Origin of the sequence: Pseudomonas sp. 91RF (assembly GCF_003576265.1) — a bacterium.
Taxonomy (GTDB): Bacteria; Pseudomonadota; Gammaproteobacteria; order Pseudomonadales; family Pseudomonadaceae; genus Aquipseudomonas; species Aquipseudomonas kribbensis.
Map to the genome: position 1 here is coordinate 1 of NZ_QWFC01000019.1, position 18,078 is coordinate 18,078.

General features: G+C 61.7%; 17 protein-coding genes and 1 pseudogene. 14 read left to right on the plus strand and 4 right to left on the minus strand.

The window, feature by feature from the left end; all coding sequences use genetic code 11:
* Positions 1-65: pseudogene (locus DXT77_RS07020) on the minus strand (type VI secretion system tube protein Hcp); the annotation flags it as partial.
* A gap of 528 nt (positions 66-593) precedes the next feature.
* Between DXT77_RS07020 and DXT77_RS07025 the strand changes: the two are divergent.
* The 14 genes from DXT77_RS07025 to DXT77_RS07090 all read left to right on the plus strand — a co-directional run bounded on the left by DXT77_RS07025 (position 594) and on the right by DXT77_RS07090 (position 15,953).
* Complete coding sequence (locus DXT77_RS07025) at positions 594-2,216, plus strand: methyl-accepting chemotaxis protein (RefSeq protein WP_119427133.1); 1,623 nt, start codon at positions 594-596, stop codon at positions 2,214-2,216.
* Positions 2,216-2,752 carry a chemotaxis protein CheW gene (locus tag DXT77_RS07030; RefSeq protein ID WP_119427134.1) on the plus strand — a complete coding sequence of 179 codons (537 nt, stop codon included), beginning with the start codon at positions 2,216-2,218 and terminating at the stop codon, positions 2,750-2,752. Before DXT77_RS07025 ends, DXT77_RS07030 begins: the two co-directional genes overlap by 1 nt.
* Entirely contained in the window at positions 2,749-4,026 is a 1,278-nt protein-coding gene (locus DXT77_RS07035) for a protein-glutamate O-methyltransferase CheR (protein ID WP_119427135.1), read from the plus strand. The genes DXT77_RS07030 and DXT77_RS07035 overlap by 4 nt, the downstream gene beginning before the upstream one ends.
* On the plus strand, positions 4,023-4,706 hold the full coding sequence (locus DXT77_RS07040; protein WP_119427136.1) for a chemotaxis protein CheW: 684 nt from the start codon (positions 4,023-4,025) through the stop codon (positions 4,704-4,706). The genes DXT77_RS07035 and DXT77_RS07040 overlap by 4 nt, the downstream gene beginning before the upstream one ends.
* Complete coding sequence (locus tag DXT77_RS07045) at positions 4,703-6,997, plus strand: hybrid sensor histidine kinase/response regulator (RefSeq protein ID WP_119427137.1); 2,295 nt, start codon at positions 4,703-4,705, stop codon at positions 6,995-6,997. Before DXT77_RS07040 ends, DXT77_RS07045 begins: the two co-directional genes overlap by 4 nt.
* Entirely contained in the window at positions 6,994-8,004 is a 1,011-nt protein-coding gene (locus DXT77_RS07050; protein ID WP_119427138.1) for a chemotaxis response regulator protein-glutamate methylesterase, read from the plus strand. The genes DXT77_RS07045 and DXT77_RS07050 overlap by 4 nt, the downstream gene beginning before the upstream one ends.
* Before the next feature lie 48 nt (positions 8,005-8,052).
* Entirely contained in the window at positions 8,053-9,054 is a 1,002-nt protein-coding gene (locus DXT77_RS07055) for a PleD family two-component system response regulator (RefSeq protein WP_085712805.1), read from the plus strand.
* Between the two features lie 106 nt (positions 9,055-9,160).
* Positions 9,161-10,256 (plus strand): peptide chain release factor 2 gene (gene prfB, locus DXT77_RS07060; protein ID WP_114881547.1). Its coding sequence is split into 2 segments (ribosomal slippage): positions 9,161-9,232 and positions 9,234-10,256, totalling 1,095 coding nucleotides; the frame shifts between segments, so codons are not numbered across the junction.
* 68 nt (positions 10,257-10,324) lie between these two features.
* On the plus strand, positions 10,325-11,827 hold the full coding sequence (gene lysS, locus DXT77_RS07065) for a lysine--tRNA ligase (protein ID WP_119427139.1): 1,503 nt from the start codon (positions 10,325-10,327) through the stop codon (positions 11,825-11,827).
* Between the two features lie 118 nt (positions 11,828-11,945).
* A complete protein-coding gene (locus tag DXT77_RS07070; protein ID WP_011332647.1) occupies positions 11,946-12,650 on the plus strand; it encodes a TetR/AcrR family transcriptional regulator in 705 nt (234 codons plus the stop codon).
* A gap of 147 nt (positions 12,651-12,797) precedes the next feature.
* The gene (locus DXT77_RS07075) at positions 12,798-13,352 is read left to right on the plus strand and encodes a hypothetical protein (RefSeq protein WP_119427140.1); all 555 of its coding nucleotides are present in this window, start codon (positions 12,798-12,800) and stop codon (positions 13,350-13,352) included.
* Between the two features lie 33 nt (positions 13,353-13,385).
* Positions 13,386-14,663, plus strand: a complete 1,278-nt coding sequence (locus DXT77_RS07080) for a flavohemoglobin expression-modulating QEGLA motif protein (protein WP_085712808.1) — start codon at positions 13,386-13,388, stop codon at positions 14,661-14,663.
* 58 nt (positions 14,664-14,721) lie between these two features.
* Positions 14,722-15,627 (plus strand): alpha/beta hydrolase, encoded by a 906-nt coding sequence (locus tag DXT77_RS07085; RefSeq protein ID WP_114881550.1) that lies wholly within the window; start codon positions 14,722-14,724, stop codon positions 15,625-15,627.
* Positions 15,624-15,953 (plus strand): hypothetical protein, encoded by a 330-nt coding sequence (locus tag DXT77_RS07090; protein ID WP_119427141.1) that lies wholly within the window; start codon positions 15,624-15,626, stop codon positions 15,951-15,953. The genes DXT77_RS07085 and DXT77_RS07090 overlap by 4 nt, the downstream gene beginning before the upstream one ends.
* 65 nt (positions 15,954-16,018) lie before the next feature.
* Here DXT77_RS07090 and DXT77_RS07095 read toward each other — a convergent pair whose 3' ends face one another.
* The 3 genes from DXT77_RS07095 to DXT77_RS07105 form a co-directional block, all read right to left on the minus strand.
* Complete coding sequence (locus tag DXT77_RS07095; protein ID WP_085712811.1) at positions 16,019-16,807, minus strand: OmpA family protein; 789 nt, start codon at positions 16,805-16,807, stop codon at positions 16,019-16,021.
* Positions 16,808-16,862: 55 nt separating this feature from the next.
* Complete coding sequence (locus tag DXT77_RS07100) at positions 16,863-17,267, minus strand: DUF4398 domain-containing protein (protein ID WP_085697302.1); 405 nt, start codon at positions 17,265-17,267, stop codon at positions 16,863-16,865.
* A 378-nt stretch (positions 17,268-17,645) separates the two neighbouring features.
* Positions 17,646-17,990 carry a pilin assembly protein gene (locus DXT77_RS07105; protein ID WP_119427142.1) on the minus strand — a complete coding sequence of 115 codons (345 nt, stop codon included), beginning with the start codon at positions 17,988-17,990 and terminating at the stop codon, positions 17,646-17,648.
* Between the last annotated feature and the right edge of the window lie 88 nt (positions 17,991-18,078).

Here is an 18,078-nt window from a genome sequence, read left to right on the forward strand (position 1 = left end):
AAGGCGCCGGCAGTGATCAGGCCTTGTTTTTCGCCGGTAACCGACATGTACGCTGGTGTTGCCATGGGAGGTGCTCCTTGCGGATAAAGTTAGGGTGCCCGGGAGGCGAAATCGCCCGGTGGGTGCCAAAGCCATATCAAGGACCGTGCCAGGTTTTCCAAAGTCTCCGTGACGCGGGGCTGAAACTGCTGTTAAGTGCATGTTTCAAGATGTTTCATGCCAATTTGAGGCCAAAAGTGCGCAACTTCTTGCGCAGTGGTGTGCAAGAAGTTGCGCACTTGGCTACAGGCGACGGAACCCGGGGGCTGTAGCGGAATCAGGCGGAGATTTTGCGAAACAAGTGCGCAAGAAGTTGCGCACTATGGCACATGGCTATGTCGGTGCCAGACCTCTCTGTTGCAGAAATGGCCAATCCATCGCCCCTTTTTGCCATTGCGCCACTGGCACGTTGCCCTGCGATTCCTTGAAAGTCCTTATCCAGAGCCCGTCCCGTTTACGCTCGGGCGGCGCGAGCGCGGCAAACCGTCTTATAAATGAAACACCGCCCTCAGCTATACTCCCCCGCAATTTCGATCTGGCCCCGAGGACTGACTGTGAAGAACTGGACGTTGCGCCAACGCATTTTGGCGAGCTTTGCGGTGATTATCGCCATCATGCTGTTGATGGTGGTTGTCTCGTATTCACGGTTGCTGAAGATCGAAGCCAGTGAAAACAGCGTCCGTGACGACGCGATTCCCGGGGTGTACTACAGCTCGATGATTCGTGGCGCGTGGGTCGACAGCTACCTGCAGACCCAGGAACTGTTGGGGCTCAAGGAAGGACAGGGCGTCAGTAGTGAAGACGCGGCGGATTATCAATCCTTCGAAAAACGTCTTCAGGAGCAAATGGCCAATTACCGCAGCACCGTGACCACCGACGAGGACCGGATCGAATTCGCCGCGTTCGAAAAGGATCACGACAACTACATGAAGATTCAGGACGCCGTGCTGGATCTGCACAAGCGCAATCTGGAAGCCGATGCCGTCAAACTGTTCAACGAGAAGCTGACACCGGCTTGGGTTGGCGGACGCATGAAGCTCAATGACATCATTGGCGAGAACAAGAAAGTCGCCGATCAGGCCATGAACAACATCGACGATGCCGTGGCCGCTGCCAAGGTCAGCATGTTCGTTTCGCTACTGGTGGCCGTGCTGGCCGCCGGCCTGTGCGGTCTTCTGCTGATGCGCGCGATCATGGCTCCGATGAACCTGCTCGTGCGGATTCTCGACACCATGCGCACCGGCGATCTGAGTTCGCGCCTGAACCTCGGCCGCAAAGACGAATTCAACGCCGTGGAAACCGGCTTCAACGACATGATGACCGAGCTCACCTCGCTGGTGTCCCAGGCCCAGCGCTCGTCGGTGCAGGTCACCACCTCGGTGACCGAGATTGCCGCCACCTCCAAACAACAGCAGGCCACCGCCACCGAAACCGCCGCTACCACCACTGAAATCGGCGCGACCTCCCGCGAGATCGCGGCGACCTCCCGCGACCTCGTACGCACCATGACCGAAGTCTCCACCGCCGCCGATCAGGCTTCGGTGCTCGCCGGTTCCGGGCAGCAAGGCCTGGCGCGCATGGAAGACACCATGCACTCGGTGATGGGCGCGGCGGATCTGGTCAACGCCAAACTGGCGATCCTCAATGAGAAGGCCGGCAACATCAATCAGGTCGTCGTGACCATCGTCAAGGTCGCCGACCAGACCAACCTGCTGTCCCTGAACGCCGCAATCGAAGCGGAGAAGGCCGGCGAGTACGGTCGCGGTTTTGCCGTGGTCGCCACCGAAGTCCGACGTCTGGCGGATCAGACGGCTGTTGCGACTTACGACATCGAACAAATGGTCCGCGAAATCCAGTCGGCGGTGTCCGCCGGGGTGATGGGCATGGACAAGTTCTCCGAAGAAGTGCGGCGCGGCATGGCCGAAGTGCAGCAGGTCGGCGAGCAGTTGTCGCAGATCATCCATCAGGTGCAGGCGCTGGCGCCGCGGGTGTTGATGGTCAACGAAGGCATGCAGGCCCAGGCCACCGGTGCCGAGCAGATCAACCACGCGCTGGTGCAACTGGGTGATGCCAGCAGCCAGACCGTCGAGTCGTTGCGTCAGGCCAGTTTCGCCATCGACGAACTGAGCCAGGTGGCCGTGGGCCTGCGCAGCGGCGTTTCGCGATTCAAAGTCTGATGAGCGAAATCATCGCCAAACGCAGCGCTGCACCGGTGGCGAAGCAGGCGTTGTTCCTGCTGTTTCGCATCGGCAACGAACGCTACGCTCTGCGCGCTACGGAGGTGGCGGAAGTGCTGCCGCGCCTGCCGCTGAAACCGATTGCCCGGGCGCCGCACTGGGTGGCGGGGGTGTTCGCCTATCGCGGTTCGGTGGTGCCGGTGATCGACCTCAGTGCCCTGACGTTCGGCCAACCAGCCGAAGCGCGCACCAGCACACGACTGGTGCTGGTGCACTACCGCGCCGACGATTCGCAACCTTCGCAATGGCTCGGGCTGATCCTCGAACAGGCCACCGACACCCTGCGTTGCAACCCGGGTGAATTTCAGCCTTACGGGCTCGACAATCGTCAGGCGCCGTACCTCGGTCCGGTGCGTGAAGACGCCCGGGGCTTGGTGCAATGGGTGCGGGTCAACGATTTGCTCGACGATACCGTGCGCCCACTGCTGTTCCCGACGCCGCCGCTGGATCCGGCACGGCTTGAGGATCTGCCATGAGCAGCGACCAGCGCTTCTTCGATTTCCTCAAGGAACGCATCGGGCTCGACGTCGCTTCGGTAGGGCCGGCAATCATTGAGCGGGCGGTGCGCCAGCGCATCATCCTGGCGCAGATGGTCACGGCCGATGAGTATTGGCAAACGCTGCAAGGCTCGCGGGACGAACAGCAGGCGCTGATCGAGGCGGTGATCGTTCCCGAGACCTGGTTTTTCCGTTACCCGGAATCCTTCGCCACCCTCGGGAAGCTGGCACGCAAACGCCTGGCCGAGCTGAACAACATGCGCGCGCTGCGCATTCTCAGCCTGCCGTGTTCCACCGGTGAAGAACCCTATTCGATTGCCATGGCGTTGCTCGATGCGGGCCTCAAGCCCCATCAGTTCAAGGTCGATGGCATGGACGTCAGCCCGCTCTCGGTGGACAAGGCGCGGCGGGCGTTGTACGGCAAGAACTCGTTTCGCGGCCAGGAACTGGACTTTCGCGAGCGGCATTTTTTCGCCGAGAACGAAGGTTATCGGGTGAATGAAATCGTCCGCGAGCAGGTGCGTCTGCAGGTCGGCAACGTGCTCGATCCCGCGTTGCTGGTCAACGAACCGCCGTTCGATTTCGTGTTCTGCCGCAACCTGTTGATCTATTTCGATCAGCCGACCCAGCAACAGGTATTTGCCGTGCTCAAGCGCCTGACCCATGTCGACGGCGTGCTGTTTATCGGCCCCGCCGAGGGCAGTCTGCTCGGGCGGCTGGGCATGCGTTCGATCGGGATTCCGCAGTCGTTCGCCTTCAGTCGCCACAGCGATCCGCAGCCCGAACCACTGCCGATGCCGGTCGCTCTCCCGACCCCGTTGCCCGTGCGCCAACCGGTGCGCAGCACGCCACCGCCGCCGGTGCGCAATCGCCCGTTTGCCGCTGTGACGCCGTTGCCCGCCACCGCCAAAAGCCCGAATCCCGACGCGGCGACCCTGCTGGCCAACATCGCCGCCCTGGCCAACGAAGGCAAAAGCGCCGAGGCCCGTGCCGCGTGCGAACAGTATTTGCGCAGTCATGAACCGGTGGCCCAAGTGTTTTACTGGCTCGGGCTGCTCAGTGATGTCGCCGGCTCCGCTCTCGAAGCCCAGAGCTACTATCGCAAAGCCTTGTACCTCGAACCGCAACACCCCGAAGCCTTGATGCACCTGGCCGCGTTGCTGCAGGCCCAGGGCGACACGGCCGGTGCCAGACGATTGCAGGAGCGCGCCGCCCGCAGCGGCCGCACCGCCGACAGTGAGCGTAAACGATGATCCCGTCCGACACCTTGAACGTCACCCACGAAGACGCCCGGGCCATCGACGATTGCTGGAACCGCATCGGCATCCACGGCGACAAGTCTTGCCCGCTGCTGGAAGAACACATTCATTGCCGCAATTGCTCGGTGTATTCCGCCGCCGCCACGCGCCTGCTCGACCGTTATGCGTTGCAGCAGGACGAGCGGGATCCGGTGGCGAGCCAGGTTGAAACCGAGCTGAAAACCCGTTCACTGCTGATGTTCCGTCTTGGCGAGGAATGGCTCGGCCTGGCCACCCGCAGCCTGGTGGAGGTCGCACCGCTGCAGGCGATTCACTCCCTGCCGCACCAGCGCTCCCGGGCCTTGCTCGGCGTGGCGAACGTGCGCGGGGCACTGGTGGCGTGCCTGTCGCTGGTCGAACTGCTCGATCTCGATGGTAATGCCGCTCCGGCGACCGGCGCGCGGATCATGCCGCGCATGCTGATCATCGCGGCCAAGGGCGGGCCGGTGGTGGTGCCGGTGGACGAAGTCGACGGGATTCACGCCATCGACGAACGAATTCTCGATGCCGCGTCGCGTTCCGGGGCGCAGGCCAGTGCCAAATACACCCGAGGCGTGTTGCCTTTCAAAGGTCGCAGCCTGCGTTGGCTGGATGAAGAACAGCTGTTGTCCGCCGTCTCCCGGAGCCTCACATGACCCCCGAGCAAATGCGCGACGCCTCCCTGCTGGAGCTGTTCAGCCTTGAAGCCGAAGCCCAGACCCAGGTCCTGAGTGCCGGGCTGCTGGCGCTGGAACGCAATCCGACCCAGGCGGATCAGCTTGAGTCGTGCATGCGTGCGGCGCACTCGCTGAAAGGCGCGGCGCGGATTGTCGGCATCGACAGCGGCGTCAGCGTTGCCCACGTGATGGAAGATTGTCTTGTCAGCGCGCAGGAAGGGCGGCTGTTCCTGCGCCCGGAGCATATTGATGCGCTGTTGCAGGGCGCCGATTTGCTGATGCGCATCGCCACCCCGGCCAATGGCCCGCAACCCGCGGACATCGAGGCTTACGTGGCATTGATGGGTGGTTTGCTCGATCCGGCGGCGCCGGCCGTGGTGGCCGCCGCTCCGAGCGCGCCACCGATGGCCGAGTTGCAGCTTCAGCCACCGCCAGTGGTTGAGCCGACACCCGTTGAGATCCCCGTCGAGGTGGCCGAGCCAGAGCCTGCGCCGCGCAAGAGCAAACGCACCACCGAAGGTGGCGAGCGGGTGTTGCGGGTCACCGCCGAACGCCTGAACAGCCTGCTCGATCTGTCCAGCAAATCCCTGGTGGAAACCCAGCGCCTCAAACCGCACCTGGCCACCATGCAGCGCCTCAAGCGCATGCAGAACAACGGCCTGCGGGCGCTGGAAAGTCTCAACGTGCATCTCAAGGAACATGCCCTGAGCCTCGAAGCTCAAGAGGCGCTGGAAGATGCGCGGCGACTGCTCGCGGAATCCCAGCAACTGCTGGCAGAGAAAAATGCCGAGCTCGACGAGTTCGCCTGGCAGGCCAGCCAGCGAGCGCAAGTGCTCTATGACACCGCCCTGTCCTGCCGCATGCGGCCGTTCGCCGACGTGCTGTCGGGCCAGGTGCGGATGGTGCGCGATCTGGGCCGCAGCCTCGGCAAACAGGTACGGCTGGAAGTCGAAGGCGAGAAAACCCAGGTTGACCGCGATGTGCTGGAAAAACTCGAAGCACCGCTGACGCACCTGCTGCGTAACGCGGTCGATCACGGCATCGAAACACCGGAAGAGCGCCTTCTTAAAGGCAAGCCCGAGGAAGGGTTGATCCGACTGCGCGCCTCGCACCAGGCCGGGCTGCTGGTGCTGGAGCTGAGCGATGACGGCAACGGAGTGGATCTGGAAAAGGTCCGCCGCAGCATCGTCGAACGTCAGTTGTCGCCGGCGGAAACTGCCGCTCAGCTGAGCGAAGAAGAGCTGCTGACCTTCCTGTTCCTGCCGGGTTTCAGTCTGCGGGACAAAGTCACCGAAGTATCCGGTCGGGGCGTCGGCCTTGATGCCGTTCAGCACATGGTCCGCCAGTTGCGCGGCGCGGTGGTGCTGGAGCAGACGGCGGGTGAGGGCAGTCGCTTCCATCTCGAAGTGCCGCTGACCCTGTCGGTGGTTCGCAGTCTGGTGGTGGAAGTCGGCGACGAGGCCTACGCCTTCCCGCTGGCGCACATCGAGCGCATGTGCGATCTGGCGCCGGACGACATCGTGCAGGTCGAGGGCCGCCAGCACTTCTGGCACGAGGGCCGGCATGTCGGTCTTGTTGCGGCCAGCCAATTGCTGCAGCGCCCGGCGAGCCAGAACAGCGGCGACACGCTCAAGGTCGTGGTGATCCGCGAGCGCGATGCGATCTACGGCGTGGCGGTTGAACGCTTCATCGGCGAGCGCACGCTGGTGGTGCTGCCGCTGGACGAGCGGCTGGGCAAGGTGCAGGACATTTCCGCCGGGGCCTTGCTTGACGATGGCTCGGTGGTGCTGATCGTCGACGTCGAAGACATGCTGCGCTCGGTGGACAAGTTGCTGAACACCGGGCGTCTGGAACGCATCGCCCGCCATGGCAATCAGGCCGCAGAAGCCGCGCGCAAACGGATCCTGGTGGTCGACGACTCGCTCACCGTGCGCGAGCTGCAACGCAAGTTGCTGCTCAATCGTGGCTACGACGTCGCCGTCGCGGTAGACGGCATGGACGGCTGGAACGCCCTGCGCTCCGAGGATTTCGATCTGTTGATCACCGACATCGACATGCCGCGCATGGACGGCATCGAACTGGTGACGCTGCTGCGTCGCGACAATCGCCTGCAATCGCTGCCGGTGATGGTGGTGTCCTACAAGGATCGCGAAGAAGACCGGCGCCGTGGACTGGATGCCGGGGCGGACTATTATCTGGCCAAGGCCAGTTTTCATGACGATGCCCTGCTCGACGCAGTGGTTGAGCTCATCGGAGGAGCGCGGGCATGAAGATCGCAATCGTCAACGACATGCCCCTGGCGGTGGAGGCCCTGCGCCGGGCGCTGGCCTTCGAGCCGGCGCATCAGGTGGTATGGGTCGCCAACAACGGCGCCGAAGCGGTGCGCCTGTGCGCGGAAAACACCCCGGACCTGATCCTGATGGACCTGATCATGCCGGTGATGGATGGCGTCGAGGCCACCCGCCGCATCATGGCCGAGAGCCCCTGCGCGATTGTCATCGTCACAGTGGACCGCCAGCAGAACGTGCACCGGGTGTTCGAAGCCATGGGCCACGGCGCGCTGGACGTTGTCGACACCCCGGCCCTTGGCGCCGGCAATGCGCAGCAGGCGGCCGCGCCACTGTTGCGCAAGATTCTGAATATCGGCTGGCTGATAGGCGAGAAAACCGCTCACGCCCGCCCGGCCCAGACAACGCCGCGCAGTTCGGCGTCGTGCCAGCGGCTGGTGGCAATCGGCTCGTCAGCGGGTGGTCCGGCGGCGCTGGAGGTTTTGCTCAAAGGCCTGCCACGCAACTTTTCTGCGGCCATCGTGCTGGTGCAGCATGTCGATCAGGTGTTCGCCGCCGGCATGGCCGAATGGCTGGCCAGCGCCAGCGGCCTCGATGTGCGTCTGGCCCGGGAAGGCGAGCCGCCGCAGGCCGGCGCGGTGTTGCTGGCCGGCACCAATCATCACATCCGGTTACTCAAGAACGGCACGCTGGCCTACACCGCCGAGCCGGTCAACGAGATCTACCGCCCCTCGATCGACGTGTTTTTCGAGAGCGTCGCCAATTACTGGAACGGTGACGCAGTAGGGGTTTTATTGACCGGGATGGGACGCGACGGGGCTCAAGGGCTTAAGCTCATGCGCCAACAGGGTTACCTGACCATCGCGCAGGATCAGCAAAGCAGTGCGGTGTACGGCATGCCCAAGGCCGCCGCGGCCATCGATGCAGCCGTAGAAATCCGTCCACTGGAAAAGATAGCGCCACGATTGCTGGAGATTTTCCCCAAATGAACGCATTACTCCGCAATCCAGGCCCCCGCAGCACTCAGGTGACCGCCCATGAATGACTTACAGATCGATGACATCAAAACCGACGAGAACGCCGCCATGGTGTTGTTGGTGGACGATCAGGCGATGATCGGCGAAGCCGTGCGCCGCGGGCTGTCGAATGAAGAGAACATCGACTTTCACTTCTGCTCCGACCCGCATCAGGCCGTGGCCCACGCCGTGCGGATCAAGCCGACGGTGATCCTGCAGGATCTGGTGATGCCCGGCCTCGACGGCCTGAGCCTGGTGCGCGAATACCGCAATCACCCGGCGACCAAGGACATTCCGATCATCGTCCTGTCGACCAAGGAAGACCCGCTGATCAAGAGCGCGGCGTTCTCCGCCGGGGCCAACGATTACCTGGTGAAACTGCCGGACAACATCGAGCTGGTGGCGCGCATCCGTTATCACTCGCGCTCCTACATGACTCTGCTGCAACGGGACGCGGCCTATCGCGCGTTGCGGGTCAGCCAGCAGCAATTGCTCGACACCAACCTGGTGCTGCAGCGCCTGATGAACTCCGATGGCCTGACCGGGCTGTCCAATCGCCGGCACTTCGACGAGTACCTGGAGCTGGAATGGCGCCGCTCGCTGCGCGACCAGAGCCAGTTGTCGTTGCTGATGATCGACGTCGATTACTTCAAGTCCTACAACGACACCTTCGGCCACGTCGAAGGCGATGAAGCCTTGCGCAAGGTCGCCACGGCAATCCGCGAGGCCAGTGCCCGGCCGTCCGACTTGCCGGCGCGTTATGGCGGCGAAGAATTTGCGCTGGTGCTGCCCAACACCTCGCCGGGCGGGGCGCGGCTGGTGGCGGAGAAGCTGCGCCAGACCGTGGCGGCGCTGAAGATTCCGCACAATGCTCCGGCCGAAGGGGCGAGCCTGACCATCAGCATCGGCCTGGCGACCATGGTGCCGGAGGCGGGCAGCGACTGCCGGTTGCTGATCTCGGCGGCGGACCGTGGCCTGTATCTGGCGAAGAACAACGGGCGCAACCAGGTGGGGATCGAGTGAACCATCGGGTTCATTCGCCTCAAGAGCCGCCAGACGGGCTGCCGTGACAGCTTGATTACGTTATACTCGCCGGCTTTCAAAAGTTCGCCAACGAGTGCTGCCCGTCATGGAAATCAATCCGATCCTGAACACCATCAAGGACCTGTCCGAGCGCTCCGAATCTATTCGGGGGTATCTTTGACTACGATCAAAAGCATGAGCGTCTGATCGAAGTCAATCGCGAGCTTGAAGATCCTGCAGTCTGGAACAAACCTGAATACGCCCAGGAACTGGGCCGCGAGCGCTCGGCGCTGGCGCAGATCGTCGACACCCTGGACGAGCTGGCCACCGGCCTGGCCGATTCCCGCGAGCTGCTCGACATGGCCGTCGAAGAGAACGACGAAGGCGCCGTGAACGACGTCGTCGAAGTCCTTCAAGGTCTCGAAGAGTCCCTGGCCAAGCTGGAATTCCGTCGCATGTTCAGCGGCGAGATGGACCCGAACAACGCCTACCTGGACATCCAGGCCGGTTCCGGCGGCACCGAAGCCCAGGACTGGGCCAACATCCTGTTGCGCATGTACCTGCGCTGGGCCGACAAACGCGGTTTCGACGCGACCATCATGGAGCTGTCGGCCGGTGAAGTCGCCGGGATCAAGGGTGCGACCGTGCACATCAAGGGCGAATACGCCTTCGGCTGGCTGCGTACCGAGATCGGCGTGCACCGTCTGGTGCGCAAGAGCCCGTTCGACTCCGGCAACCGTCGCCACACTTCGTTCTCCGCGGTGTTCGTCTCGCCAGAGATCGACGACAAGGTGGAAATCGAAATCAACCCGGCAGACCTGCGGATCGACACCTATCGTTCCTCCGGTGCCGGTGGTCAGCACGTAAACACCACCGACTCGGCCGTACGTATCACCCACGTACCGACCAACACCGTGGTGAGCTGCCAGAACGAACGTTCCCAGCACGCCAACAAGGACACCGCCATGAAAATGCTGCGGGCCAAGTTGTACGAGCAGGAAATGCAGAAGCGCAACGCGGCGTCCCAGGCGCTGGAAGACACCAAGTCGGACATCGGCTGGGGTCACCAGATCCGTTCGTACGTGCTCGATGCCTCGCGGATCAAGGATCTGCGTACCAACATCGAACGCAGTGACTGCGACAAGGTGCTCGACGGCGACATCGACGAATACCTGGAAGCCAGCCTGAAATCGGGGCTGTAAGCTTCACCCGACCTCAAGTCCCCCGTCACCGGCGGGGGCAACGAACCTGTGATGGAAAATTTAAAGACATGAGCGACCAACAACTCGATTCGCAAGCCCTGCAACAGGAAGAAAACTCCCTGATCGCCCTGCGCAAGGAAAAGCTTGCTGCCGAGCGCGCCAAGGGCAATGCCTTCCCGAACGACTTCCGCCGCGACAACTACTGCGAAGCACTGCAGAAACAGTACGCGGACAAGACCAAGGAAGAGCTGGCAGAGGCTGCGATCCCGGTCAAGGTTGCAGGTCGCATCATGCTCAACCGTGGCTCGTTCATGGTGATCCAGGACATGACCGGTCGCATCCAGGTCTACGTCAACCGCAAGACCCTGTCCGAAGAAACCCTGGCCGCGGTGAAAACCTGGGACATGGGCGACATCATCGCCGCCGAAGGTACCCTGGCCCGTTCCGGCAAGGGCGACCTGTACGTCGAGATGACCAGCGTGCGCCTGCTGACCAAATCCCTGCGCCCGCTGCCGGACAAGCACCACGGCCTGACCGACACCGAACAGCGCTACCGTCAGCGTTACGTTGACCTGATCGTCAACGAAGACGTGCGCCAGACCTTCCGCGTCCGTTCGCAAGTGATCGCGCACATTCGCAGCTTCCTGATGAAGCGCGACTTCCTCGAAGTCGAAACGCCGATGTTGCAGACCATTCCTGGCGGCGCTGCGGCCAAGCCGTTCGAAACCCACCACAACGCGCTGGACATGGAAATGTTCCTGCGTATCGCGCCAGAGCTGTACCTCAAGCGTCTGGTGGTTGGCGGCTTCGAAAAAGTGTTCGAGATCAACCGCAACTTCCGTAACGAAGGCGTTTCGACTCGTCACAACCCTGAATTCACCATGTTGGAGTTCTACCAGGCTTACGCCGACTACGAAGACAACATGGACCTGACCGAAGAACTGTTCCGTGAACTGGCGCAGCTGGTTCTGGGCAGCACCGACGTGCCGTACGGCGACAAGGTGTTCCACTTCGGCGAGCCGTTCGTGCGCCTGTCGGTGTTCGACTCGATCCTCAAGTACAACCCTGAGCTGACCGCCGATGACCTGAACGACATCGACAAGGCGCGCGACATCGCCAAGAAGGCCGGCGCCAAGGTGCTGGGCTTCGAAGGTCTGGGCAAGCTGCAGGTGATGATTTTCGAAGAACTGGTCGAGCACAAGCTGGAACAGCCGCACTTCATTACCCAGTACCCGTTCGAGGTGTCGCCGCTGGCCCGTCGCAACGACGACAACCCGAACGTCACCGACCGCTTCGAGCTGTTCATCGGCGGCCGTGAAATCGCCAACGCCTACTCCGAGCTGAACGACGCGGAAGACCAGGCCGAGCGCTTCATGGCGCAGGTGGCCGACAAGGACGCCGGCGATGACGAAGCCATGCACTACGACGCCGACTTCGTTCGCGCGCTGGAGTACGGCATGCCGCCAACGGCCGGTGAAGGTATCGGTATCGACCGTCTGGTGATGTTGCTGACCAACTCGCCGTCGATCCGCGACGTGATCCTGTTCCCGCACATGCGGCCGCAAGCGTAAGTGTTTCAATAAAAAAGCCGCCTGAAATGGGCGGCTTTTTATTGCCTGTCTGGTACAAACGTATCAAATGGTTACTTTTGAAAAAAACAACAGAGGAAGTCCTGTCGTGATCGGTGCAATGGCTCAAGAGGGTGCAGCGGGTATCGCCACTGCGGTCGCTGAAAGTGTTCAGTACCAGGGCCGCAAGGCCAGCCGACAGGGCAGCGAGCAGCGTCGGCAGGACATTCTCGATGCGGCGATGCGCATTGTCGTGCGCGACGGCGTGCGCGCCGTGCGTCACCGGGCGGTGGCGGCCGAGGCCGGTGTGCCGCTGTCGGCCACCACCTATTACTTCAAGGACATCGATGACCTGCTCACCGATACCTTCGCCCAGTACGTCGAACGCAGCGCGGCCTACATGGCCAAGTTGTGGATCAACAACGAAGGTCTGCTGCGGGAAATGGTGGTCAGCGGCGACGGCAGCCCGGAGTCGCGCTCGCAACTGGCTGACGATATCGCCCGGCTGATGGCCGACTACGTGCACCGGCAACTGGTCAACCGCCGCGAGCATTTGATGGCCGAACAGGCGTTCCGCCAGGAAGCGCTGCTCAACCCGCGTCTGGCGGAACTGGTACGTTCCCATCAGCAGATTCTGTTGCAGGGCACCTGCCAGTTGTTCCAGGTGCTGGGCTCCCGCGAGCCGCAGCAGGATGCCAAGGTGTTGACGGCGATTATCGGACGGATGGAATATCAGGGCCTGCTCAACGACGCCGAGCCTTTGGCCGAAGAGGACATGCTTGGCATTCTGACGCGCTATATGCATCTCGTACTGGCGTCGGTGTAACACCAAACCCTGTGGGAGCGAGCCTGCTCGCGAATGCGGTCTGACATTCAACATCTTTGTTGCCTGACACCCCGCTTTCGCGAGCAGGCTCGCTCCCACAAGGGATCATGGCGATTTTCAGGGCCGTGTATTCATAGGGAGTGTTGAATGAAAGCCTGGCGTGGCGCGTTGATCGCGCTGTCGTTCCTGCTGCTCAGCGGTTGTCTGGTGACCTTCAAGGATCCGCTGCCTGCCCGTGAGCCGGCGCCCAAGGGCCTGCTTGGCGAATGGGCGAGCACCAATGCCTGGGGCGAGCCGATGAACCTGGAACTCACGCGCCTGGGCAATGACCGCTATCAGGCGGTCAGCTGGTTCAAGGCCCGTCCCCATGAGCGGGAAGCCTACCCGTTCACAGTGTCGCGTCATGGCAGCCGCTGGTACTTGTCGGCGAAGGTGCCGGCGCAATATGGCGGGCACTTCACCATCGCCGGTTTCGAGATCACCGACAAACATGAACTGGTGATCTACAACCTCGATCTCGATCAGATCAACCAGGCCATTGCGCAGAAAAGCCTCGACGGCCAGGGCTTTCCGACCGATGACGGTCAGGGCGTGCAGGTCGACAGTCCGCTGGATAAGGTCTTTGCTTACCTCGACGACCCGGCCAACTCGGACGTTTTCGTCGAAGCGGCGCGCTACCAGCATCAGGCCAAGGCCAAATAATCCAGTACGTCATGTTTTCTACAGGAGTTTCGGGTGGACGATTACCAGCAGACGATACGCACGCTGTCCGATCGCATTGTGCTGGCGCAGACGCCGATTCGCGTGCTCGATGCGGTCAAGTGGGACGAGAACATCCGCAAGGGGTTCCTCAAGGCCAAGGGCAAGGAATTGCCGGCGGTGGATCGCGACTACTACCTCAACCGGCCGCTGTCCTTCGATTCGAGCAAGGTCAAGCTGGAATTCCAGAACATCGAACGGGACATCACCCGCCAGCTCGGCCAGTTCAACCCGGTCGGCCAGATCATGCGGCGCATGTGCAAGGAATACCGGATGGTGGTGCGCATGCTCGAAGCGCGCGGCACCGAGGATTTCGGCCTGATTTCCCAGGAACTGTACGGCGCCGCGTCCGATGCATTCCACGCCGGTGACCCGACCCTGGCCGACCTCGGCCTGATGATGTCGGACTACCTGAACAACATCGACGGCCGTGGCGACCTGAAGGACGAACCGAAGATCCTCACCGCCAAGGATGCCGTGCACCTGCTGCAAACCCGCCTGAACAAAGTGTTTGGCGAGGCCGAGGAAACCATCCGCGTGTTCGAGTCCGACGGCATCGTCGCCGACGCGGCGGCGGGCGCCGACTACATCAAGATCCGCACCGACGCGATGTTCAACGACCGCGACGTGCGCGCGCTGGAAGTCCACGAAGGCCTGGTGCACGTCGGCACCACGCTCAACGGCTTGAACCAGCCGATCTGCACCTTCCTGTCCAAGGGCCCGCCCTCGTCGACCGTGACTCAGGAAGGCCTGGCGATCCTGATGGAAATCATCACCTTCGCTTCCTACCCGAGCCGCCTGCGCAAGCTGACCAACCGCACCCGCGCCATTCACATGGTGGAGGAGGGCGCGGACTTCCTGCAGATTTTCGAGTTCTTCCGCGAGCAGGGCTTCGAAATGGCGGAAAGCTACGGCAACGCCAGTCGGGTTTTCCGTGGATCGACGCCGACCGGTCTGCCATTCACCAAAGACTTGTCCTACCTCAAGGGCTTCATCATGGTTTACAACTACATTCAGTTGGCCGTGCGCAAGGGCAAGCTCGAGCAGGTTCCACTGTTGTTCTGTGGCAAGACCACGCTGGAGGACATGCGAACCCTGCGGCAACTGGTGGATGAAGGCCTGGTGGTGCCGCCCAAATACCTGCCGGACCAGTTCCGTGACATGAACGCGTTGTCGGCGTGGATGTGCTTCTCCAACTTCCTCAATCACTTGAGCCTGGACCGGATCGAGGCCGATTACTCCAACATCCTGTAGGCCCATTGATCATTCCCGCGCTGAGCGCGGGAATCCGAACCTTGCGAGGTTTCACCGGATGAGAATCCTCGGCATCCTCTGCCTGCTCCTGACCCTCGGCGGTTGCAGCTCTTTGCTGTTCTACCCCGAGCCGGGCCAGATATTCACCCCGGAAAAGGCCAAACTTGAATACCGCACCGTCACCCTGACCACCGCCGACGGCCTCAAGCTGAACGCTTGGTGGCTGCCGGCCAAACCCGGTGTCGAGGTCAAGGGCACGGTCCTGCACCTGCACGGCAACGGCGGCAACCTGCCGATGCATCTGGGCGGCAGTTGGTGGTTGCCGAAAAACGGCTATCAGGTGCTGTTGGTGGACTATCGCGGTTACGGTCTGTCCGAAGGCAAGCCGAGCCTGCCGGCGATCTATCAGGACATCGACGCCGCATTTGCCTGGCTGGACAAGGCGCCGGAGGTCAAAGGCAAGCCGTTGATCCTGCTCGGTCAGAGTCTCGGTGGCTCGATGGCAGTGCATTGGCTGGTGCAACATCCGGAAAGACAAAAACAGCTCAAGGCCTTTGTGCTCGACGGGGTTCCGGCCAGTTACCGCAGCGTCGGCCAATACGCCCTCAGCACCTCGTGGATGACCTGGCCATTCCAGGTGCCGCTGTCGTGGCTGGTGCCGGACAGCGACAGCGCGATCAACTCGATGCCGCAGCTCAAAGGCGTGCCGAAACTGATCTTCCACAGCATCGACGATCCGCTGGTGCCTCTTTCCAACGGCATCCGCCTGTATCAAGCTGCGCCGCCACCGCGCGTGCTGCAACTGACTCGCGGTGGCCATGTGCAGACCTTCGGCGATCCGGTATGGCGCCAGGTCATGCTGCGTTACCTCGACGATCCTGAGCATTTCAACGGCCTGCGCCGCCTCGGCGAAGTCCCGAATTACCCGCAACCTCCGAATTCCGAAAACGAGAGTCCGCAATGAGTGAAGAACGCAACGCCATCCCGCTGATCATCACCGGTATCTGCAGCATCCTCGGCACCGTCGGTGCCCTGTGGTACTACGGCTACCTGCACTTCGCCAAACCCGAGGATGCGCTGCTGCTCAACGAATTCACCATGCTCAAGACCATTCCCGGCGAAGACTACAAGGTCTCCCTGGACCCGGCGCCGCAAGTGGCGCAGTGCATCGATGGCGTGCTGGTGCTGTTCGACACCGAACAGAAAGGCCTGACCGGGGTGCTGATCAACGCGCAGAAAAAGGCTGTGCGCTGCATGGGTCAGGAAACCCCGCAGAAGCTGGAAGAGTAAACCCGCGACAAACAAAAGCCCCGCCTGATCAAATCAGGCGGGGCTTTTTCGTTAACGCGTGAAGCTTAGTTCGAGCTGACGGCCGAACGCGGCATCACCGGCTGGTTGTCGTTGGAAATGGTCACTTCCACCCGACGGTTCATCGCACGGCCCGAGACGCTGCCGTTATCCGCGACCGGGTATTCCTTGCCGTAGCCCTGCACCACGATGCGCGACGGATCGACGCCCATCTTGATCAGCGCAACCTGCACCGAGGTCGCACGACGCTCGGACAGCGACTGGTTGTACGAAGCGGCGCCGGTGCTGTCGGTGTAGCCCTCGACGATCACCTTGCGGTCCGGGTTTTCCTGGAGGAACTGCGCCAGTTTGTTGATGTTCACCAGACCGCTGGATTTCAGGTCGGCCTTGTTGGTGGCGAACAGCACGTCACCGAAGGTCACCAGCGTACCGCGATCAGTCTGCTTGGCGTTGAGGCTGTCCTGCAGCTGTTTGATCTGTTGATCGCGGGCATCCAGACGGGCCTGGGCACGTTGGGCAGCGGCGTTCTTCAGGTTGTTTTCAGCGGTGCGCAGGGCGATGGTCTGCTTGGCCACTTCCACACGCTGGTTGGTCAGGTAGGCCAGTTGGTCGACCTTGGCCGCGTTTTCCTTGTCCAGATAGGCCTTGTCAGCCTTGTCCAGGTAATCGCTGGCGTCCTTGGTTTCCAGTGCCGCCACTTTGCTCGCCTGCGGGTTGGCCTGCAGGCCGGCGTAGTTGGTGCGCGCCTGTTCCAGGTTCGGGTTCGGCGGCGTCGAGCAGGCAGCCAGGGCAACGCTTGCGGCCAGGAGAGCGGGGATCATCAGTTGTTTACGCATAATCGTTCGTCCTTTCTATCGATAAGAGATTCAGCCTTGCGGTCGGGATGCGCGCTTACTGCACGGTGCGCTGACTTTCCTGACGCAGTTCCTGAACACCTTTCTGGGAATCCTTCACAGCCTGTTCGGCTTTCATCGCCTGAGCCTTGCGTTCGGCAACGCGGGCATCCCACTCGGCTTGCTCGGCCAGCGTGCGAGCCTCGTCATACTTCTTGTCGTGCATGGCGATTTCGGCTTGTTTGAGCTTGTCCTGCGCCTGCTTCATTTCCACAGCGGCGAACTCGGTACCGCCGGCGCTGACCGCGCTGTTGACGGCCGATTGAGTCACCGCGTATTGCTCGGTCGGTGGATTGCCGGCACAACCGGCCAGCACGAAGCTGGTGCCGATAGCCAGGGCGGCCAGTTTCAGACCGCGCAGGTGGGAGAACGAGGTTTGGGTCTTCATGGTCTTCAACTCCATTGGTTAACTCCTTGGAAGCTTCGAAATCCATCCTGGTAGCGGAGCCGCAACCGTCATGTGCAAGTGCGTTTTGAAACGCTCGTTCCAGGCGTGGTTACCTGTTCCGACCGGAGGCTTTTTTTAAAAGTTCAGAAAAGATGGCTCATCGCCAAAAAATATTCTGACCGAATGGACAGGGCTCTAAACCGGGAACTTTGGAGCTTTTGAGAGGTACGCGCGGGTGTTTTCAATACCCAAAAAACACCTGTTTACAGGCAGGAGTGCAGCTAATGTGGGAGCGAGCCTGCTCGCGAATTCGGTGGCCCAGTCACTATCGATGTCGACTGATGCCCCGCTTTCGCGAGCAGGCTCGCTCCCACAGTATTGATCTCTTTGGTGTCAGTGCTTTTGTTTGCCGGCAGCAGCGGAGAGGTCTTGCAAATGCCTTCTCGAAAGCGCAAGAAAACGCGGCGTCGGGCCAACGTCTTCATACAGCGGATCGCCTTCCTCATCGGTGGCAACCACGGTTGACCCCTTCACATACGGCAGGCTCGCCTCGAACTCTTCAAGCGCCGCGCCGATCAGTTCGCCGAGCAGTTCTTCGGCATGCCGTTTGGGGTACATCTCGGCAATCGCCGCCAGGCGTGCGGCGGCCTCCACATCCAGATGAATCGTGTAGCCGGTCTCGGTCAGGCGACCCTTGGCGGTTTCTTCCCAATGCTGGGCGAGTTCACGGATTTTCATGATGACCTCATGTCGTACCTGCTCGTGGCAGGTCTGGGTGAGTGTCCGCCGTCAGGCGGCGGCAAGCCGTTGTGGGGCTTACTGTTGA

Bases quoted from the DNA above. Each gene is read 5' to 3' on its own strand.
- DXT77_RS07070 (WP_011332647.1), top strand. From the start codon at position 11,946: ATGGCTCAAGAGGGTGCAGCGGGTATCGCCACTGCGGTCGCTGAAAGT.
- DXT77_RS07105 (WP_119427142.1), bottom strand. From the start codon at position 17,990: ATGAAAATCCGTGAACTCGCCCAGCATTGGGAAGAAACCGCCAAGGGT.
- DXT77_RS07040 (WP_119427136.1), top strand. From the start codon at position 4,023: ATGATCCCGTCCGACACCTTGAACGTCACCCACGAAGACGCCCGGGCC.
- DXT77_RS07090 (WP_119427141.1), top strand. From the start codon at position 15,624: ATGAGTGAAGAACGCAACGCCATCCCGCTGATCATCACCGGTATCTGC.
- DXT77_RS07075 (WP_119427140.1), top strand. From the start codon at position 12,798: ATGAAAGCCTGGCGTGGCGCGTTGATCGCGCTGTCGTTCCTGCTGCTC.
- DXT77_RS07095 (WP_085712811.1), bottom strand. From the start codon at position 16,807: ATGCGTAAACAACTGATGATCCCCGCTCTCCTGGCCGCAAGCGTTGCC.
- DXT77_RS07085 (WP_114881550.1), top strand. From the start codon at position 14,722: ATGAGAATCCTCGGCATCCTCTGCCTGCTCCTGACCCTCGGCGGTTGC.
- DXT77_RS07035 (WP_119427135.1), top strand. From the start codon at position 2,749: ATGAGCAGCGACCAGCGCTTCTTCGATTTCCTCAAGGAACGCATCGGG.
- DXT77_RS07100 (WP_085697302.1), bottom strand. From the start codon at position 17,267: ATGGAGTTGAAGACCATGAAGACCCAAACCTCGTTCTCCCACCTGCGC.
- lysS (WP_119427139.1), top strand. From the start codon at position 10,325: ATGAGCGACCAACAACTCGATTCGCAAGCCCTGCAACAGGAAGAAAAC.
- DXT77_RS07055 (WP_085712805.1), top strand. From the start codon at position 8,053: ATGAATGACTTACAGATCGATGACATCAAAACCGACGAGAACGCCGCC.
- DXT77_RS07045 (WP_119427137.1), top strand. From the start codon at position 4,703: ATGACCCCCGAGCAAATGCGCGACGCCTCCCTGCTGGAGCTGTTCAGC.
- DXT77_RS07050 (WP_119427138.1), top strand. From the start codon at position 6,994: ATGAAGATCGCAATCGTCAACGACATGCCCCTGGCGGTGGAGGCCCTG.
- DXT77_RS07030 (WP_119427134.1), top strand. From the start codon at position 2,216: ATGAGCGAAATCATCGCCAAACGCAGCGCTGCACCGGTGGCGAAGCAG.